This window comes from Pseudomonas sp. LLC-1 (assembly GCF_002992185.1).
Classification (GTDB): Bacteria; Pseudomonadota; Gammaproteobacteria; order Pseudomonadales; family Pseudomonadaceae; genus Aquipseudomonas; species Aquipseudomonas monteilii.
The window spans coordinates 1-5,376 of sequence record NZ_LUVY01000032.1; the positions used below are offsets into that span (position 1 = coordinate 1).

The 5,376-nt window shown below is 51.5% G+C and carries 2 tRNA genes and 3 rRNA genes; all 5 read left to right on the forward strand.

Annotated features, from left to right (window positions below):
- Positions 1-148 precede the first annotated feature (148 nt).
- The 5 genes from A0O30_RS27515 (at position 149) to rrf (ending at position 5,326) form a co-directional block, all read left to right on the forward strand.
- Positions 149-1,685: ribosomal RNA gene (locus tag A0O30_RS27515) — 16S ribosomal RNA — on the forward strand.
- Positions 1,686-1,770: 85 nt separating this feature from the next.
- Positions 1,771-1,847, forward strand: a tRNA-Ile gene (locus tag A0O30_RS27520).
- 24 nt (positions 1,848-1,871) lie between these two features.
- Positions 1,872-1,947 (forward strand) — tRNA-Ala (locus A0O30_RS27525).
- A gap of 237 nt (positions 1,948-2,184) precedes the next feature.
- A 23S ribosomal RNA gene (locus tag A0O30_RS27530) occupies positions 2,185-5,077 on the forward strand.
- 133 nt (positions 5,078-5,210) lie between these two features.
- Positions 5,211-5,326: ribosomal RNA gene (rrf, locus tag A0O30_RS27535) — 5S ribosomal RNA — on the forward strand.
- Together the 16S, 23S and 5S rRNA genes with 2 tRNA genes alongside form the textbook arrangement of a ribosomal RNA operon.
- The last annotated feature ends 50 nt before the right edge of the window (positions 5,327-5,376 follow it).

A 5,376-nucleotide genomic window follows, 5' to 3' on the forward strand; every position in this document is an offset into this window, starting at 1 on the left:
TCGAATCAAGCAATTCGTGTGGGTGCTTGTGAGTACGGACTGATAGTCAAAAAGATTATCAGCATCACAAGTGGCCATGCGAGAAATCACATAGTCATTTGAGATTGCTGAGCCAAGTTTAGGGTTTCTTAAAAACCCAAGCAGTATTGAACTGAAGAGTTTGATCATGGCTCAGATTGAACGCTGGCGGCAGGCCTAACACATGCAAGTCGAGCGGATGACGGGAGCTTGCTCCTTGATTCAGCGGCGGACGGGTGAGTAATGCCTAGGAATCTGCCTGGTAGTGGGGGACAACGTTTCGAAAGGAACGCTAATACCGCATACGTCCTACGGGAGAAAGCAGGGGACCTTCGGGCCTTGCGCTATCAGATGAGCCTAGGTCGGATTAGCTAGTTGGTGGGGTAATGGCTCACCAAGGCGACGATCCGTAACTGGTCTGAGAGGATGATCAGTCACACTGGAACTGAGACACGGTCCAGACTCCTACGGGAGGCAGCAGTGGGGAATATTGGACAATGGGCGAAAGCCTGATCCAGCCATGCCGCGTGTGTGAAGAAGGTCTTCGGATTGTAAAGCACTTTAAGTTGGGAGGAAGGGCAGTAAGCTAATACCTTGCTGTTTTGACGTTACCGACAGAATAAGCACCGGCTAACTCTGTGCCAGCAGCCGCGGTAATACAGAGGGTGCAAGCGTTAATCGGAATTACTGGGCGTAAAGCGCGCGTAGGTGGTTTGTTAAGTTGGATGTGAAAGCCCCGGGCTCAACCTGGGAACTGCATCCAAAACTGGCAAGCTAGAGTACGGTAGAGGGTGGTGGAATTTCCTGTGTAGCGGTGAAATGCGTAGATATAGGAAGGAACACCAGTGGCGAAGGCGACCACCTGGACTGATACTGACACTGAGGTGCGAAAGCGTGGGGAGCAAACAGGATTAGATACCCTGGTAGTCCACGCCGTAAACGATGTCAACTAGCCGTTGGAATCCTTGAGATTTTAGTGGCGCAGCTAACGCATTAAGTTGACCGCCTGGGGAGTACGGCCGCAAGGTTAAAACTCAAATGAATTGACGGGGGCCCGCACAAGCGGTGGAGCATGTGGTTTAATTCGAAGCAACGCGAAGAACCTTACCAGGCCTTGACATGCAGAGAACTTTCCAGAGATGGATTGGTGCCTTCGGGAACTCTGACACAGGTGCTGCATGGCTGTCGTCAGCTCGTGTCGTGAGATGTTGGGTTAAGTCCCGTAACGAGCGCAACCCTTGTCCTTAGTTACCAGCACGTAATGGTGGGCACTCTAAGGAGACTGCCGGTGACAAACCGGAGGAAGGTGGGGATGACGTCAAGTCATCATGGCCCTTACGGCCTGGGCTACACACGTGCTACAATGGTCGGTACAGAGGGTTGCCAAGCCGCGAGGTGGAGCTAATCTCACAAAACCGATCGTAGTCCGGATCGCAGTCTGCAACTCGACTGCGTGAAGTCGGAATCGCTAGTAATCGCGAATCAGAATGTCGCGGTGAATACGTTCCCGGGCCTTGTACACACCGCCCGTCACACCATGGGAGTGGGTTGCACCAGAAGTAGCTAGTCTAACCTTCGGGAGGACGGTTACCACGGTGTGATTCATGACTGGGGTGAAGTCGTAACAAGGTAGCCGTAGGGGAACCTGCGGCTGGATCACCTCCTTAATCGACGACATCAGCCTGCTGATGAGCTCCCACACGAATTGCTTGATTCATTGTAAAAGACGATGCTGTAACGCAACCCTGTTATAGGTCTGTAGCTCAGTTGGTTAGAGCGCACCCCTGATAAGGGTGAGGTCGGCAGTTCAAATCTGCCCAGACCTACCATTACATGGTAAAGCCGTAGAATACGGGGCCATAGCTCAGCTGGGAGAGCGCCTGCCTTGCACGCAGGAGGTCAGCGGTTCGATCCCGCTTGGCTCCACCACTTACGCAGTAGCTTGTCAGAACTTAGAAATGAACATTCAGTTTGAATGTTGATTTCTGACTTTTGTCAGATCGTTCTTTAAAAATTCGGATATGTGATAGATATAGACTGATGACCAGTTTCACTGCTGGAAATCAGGCTAAGGTAAAATTTGTGAGTTCTGCTCAGCAATGAGCGAAATGCGAATTTTCGGCGAATGTCGTCTTCACAGTATAACCAGATTGCTTGGGGTTATATGGTCAAGTGAAGAAGCGCATACGGTGGATGCCTTGGCAGTCAGAGGCGATGAAAGACGTGGTAGCCTGCGATAAGCTTTGGGGAGTCGGCAAACAGACTGTGATCCAGAGATCTCTGAATGGGGGAACCCACTCAGCATAAGCTGAGTATCTTGTACTGAATACATAGGTGCAAGAGGCGAACCAGGGGAACTGAAACATCTAAGTACCCTGAGGAAAAGAAATCAACCGAGATTCCCTTAGTAGTGGCGAGCGAACGGGGACCAGCCCTTAAGTTGATTTGAGATTAGTGGAACGCTCTGGAAAGTGCGGCCATAGTGGGTGATAGCCCCGTACACGAAAATCTCTTGTCAATGAAATCGAGTAGGACGGAGCACGAGAAACTTTGTCTGAATATGGGGGGACCATCCTCCAAGGCTAAATACTACTGACTGACCGATAGTGAACCAGTACCGTGAGGGAAAGGCGAAAAGAACCCCGGAGAGGGGAGTGAAATAGAACCTGAAACCGTATGCGTACAAGCAGTGGGAGCCTACTTTGTTAGGTGACTGCGTACCTTTTGTATAATGGGTCAGCGACTTATATTCAGTGGCGAGCTTAACCGAATAGGGGAGGCGTAGCGAAAGCGAGTCTTAATAGGGCGTTTAGTCGCTGGGTATAGACCCGAAACCGGGCGATCTATCCATGGGCAGGTTGAAGGTTAGGTAACACTGACTGGAGGACCGAACCGACTACCGTTGAAAAGTTAGCGGATGACCTGTGGATCGGAGTGAAAGGCTAATCAAGCTCGGAGATAGCTGGTTCTCCTCGAAAGCTATTTAGGTAGCGCCTCATGTATCACTGTAGGGGGTAGAGCACTGTTTCGGCTAGGGGGTCATCCCGACTTACCAAACCGATGCAAACTCCGAATACCTACAAGTGCCGAGCATGGGAGACACACGGCGGGTGCTAACGTCCGTCGTGAAAAGGGAAACAACCCAGACCGTCAGCTAAGGTCCCAAAGTCATGGTTAAGTGGGAAACGATGTGGGAAGGCTTAGACAGCTAGGAGGTTGGCTTAGAAGCAGCCACCCTTTAAAGAAAGCGTAATAGCTCACTAGTCGAGTCGGCCTGCGCGGAAGATGTAACGGGGCTCAAACCATGCACCGAAGCTACGGGTATCATCTTATGATGATGCGGTAGAGGAGCGTTCTGTAAGCCTGTGAAGGTGAGTTGAGAAGCTTGCTGGAGGTATCAGAAGTGCGAATGCTGACATGAGTAACGACAATGCGAGTGAAAAACTCGCACGCCGAAAGACCAAGGTTTCCTGCGCAACGTTAATCGACGCAGGGTTAGTCGGTCCCTAAGGCGAGGCTGAAAAGCGTAGTCGATGGAAAACAGGTTAATATTCCTGTACTTCCAGTTATTGCGATGGAGGGACGGAGAAGGTTAGGCCAGCCTGGCGTTGGTTGTCCAGGTTTAAGGTGGTAGGCTGAAATCTTAGGCAAATCCGGGATTTCAAGGCCGAGAGCTGATGACGAGTTGCCTTTAGGCGACGAAGTGGTTGATACCATGCTTCCAAGAAAAGCTCCTAAGCTTCAGATAACTGGGAACCGTACCCCAAACCGACACAGGTGGTTAGGTAGAGAATACCAAGGCGCTTGAGAGAACTCGGGTGAAGGAACTAGGCAAAATGGCACCGTAACTTCGGGAGAAGGTGCGCCGGCGAGGGTGAAGGACTTGCTCCGTAAGCCCATGCCGGTCGAAGATACCAGGCCGCTGCGACTGTTTATTAAAAACACAGCACTCTGCAAACACGAAAGTGGACGTATAGGGTGTGACGCCTGCCCGGTGCCGGAAGGTTAATTGATGGGGTTAGCGCAAGCGAAGCTCTTGATCGAAGCCCCGGTAAACGGCGGCCGTAACTATAACGGTCCTAAGGTAGCGAAATTCCTTGTCGGGTAAGTTCCGACCTGCACGAATGGCGTAACGATGGCGGCGCTGTCTCCACCCGAGACTCAGTGAAATTGAAATCGCTGTGAAGATGCAGTGTATCCGCGGCTAGACGGAAAGACCCCGTGAACCTTTACTATAGCTTTGCACTGGACTTTGAATTTGCTTGTGTAGGATAGGTGGGAGGCTTTGAAGTGGGGACGCCAGTTCTCATGGAGCCATCCTTGAAATACCACCCTGGCAACTTTGAGGTTCTAACTCAGGTCCGTTATCCGGATCGAGGACAGTGTATGGTGGGTAGTTTGACTGGGGCGGTCTCCTCCCAAAGAGTAACGGAGGAGTACGAAGGTGCGCTCAGACCGGTCGGAAATCGGTCGTAGAGTATAAAGGCAAAAGCGCGCTTGACTGCGAGACAAACACGTCGAGCAGGTACGAAAGTAGGTCTTAGTGATCCGGTGGTTCTGTATGGAAGGGCCATCGCTCAACGGATAAAAGGTACTCCGGGGATAACAGGCTGATACCGCCCAAGAGTTCATATCGACGGCGGTGTTTGGCACCTCGATGTCGGCTCATCACATCCTGGGGCTGAAGCCGGTCCCAAGGGTATGGCTGTTCGCCATTTAAAGTGGTACGCGAGCTGGGTTTAGAACGTCGTGAGACAGTTCGGTCCCTATCTGCCGTGGACGTTTGAGATTTGAGAGGGGCTGCTCCTAGTACGAGAGGACCGGAGTGGACGAACCTCTGGTGTTCCGGTTGTCACGCCAGTGGCATTGCCGGGTAGCTATGTTCGGAAGAGATAACCGCTGAAAGCATCTAAGCGGGAAACTTGCCTCAAGATGAGATCTCACTGGGATCTTGAATCCCCTAAAGGGCCGTCGAAGACTACGACGTTGATAGGTTGGGTGTGTAAGCGCTGTGAGGCGTTGAGCTAACCAATACTAATTGCCCGTGAGGCTTGACCATATAACACCCAAGCAATTTGCGCGTGAGCCGAATTGTGGTGGTGAAGACGAAAGACCCGAAAATTCGTAAGACCACAAATTCACATATCCGAATTCGCTAGAGCATCCATCTGGATCTTCTGGCAACAGAATTTCTTGACGACCATAGAGCATTGGAACCACCTGATCCCATCCCGAACTCAGCAGTGAAACGATGCATCGCCGATGGTAGTGTGGGGTTTCCCCATGTGAGAGTAGGTCATCGTCAAGATTCATTTCGCAAAACCCCTATCTGCGCATGCAGGTAGGGGTTTTGTCTTT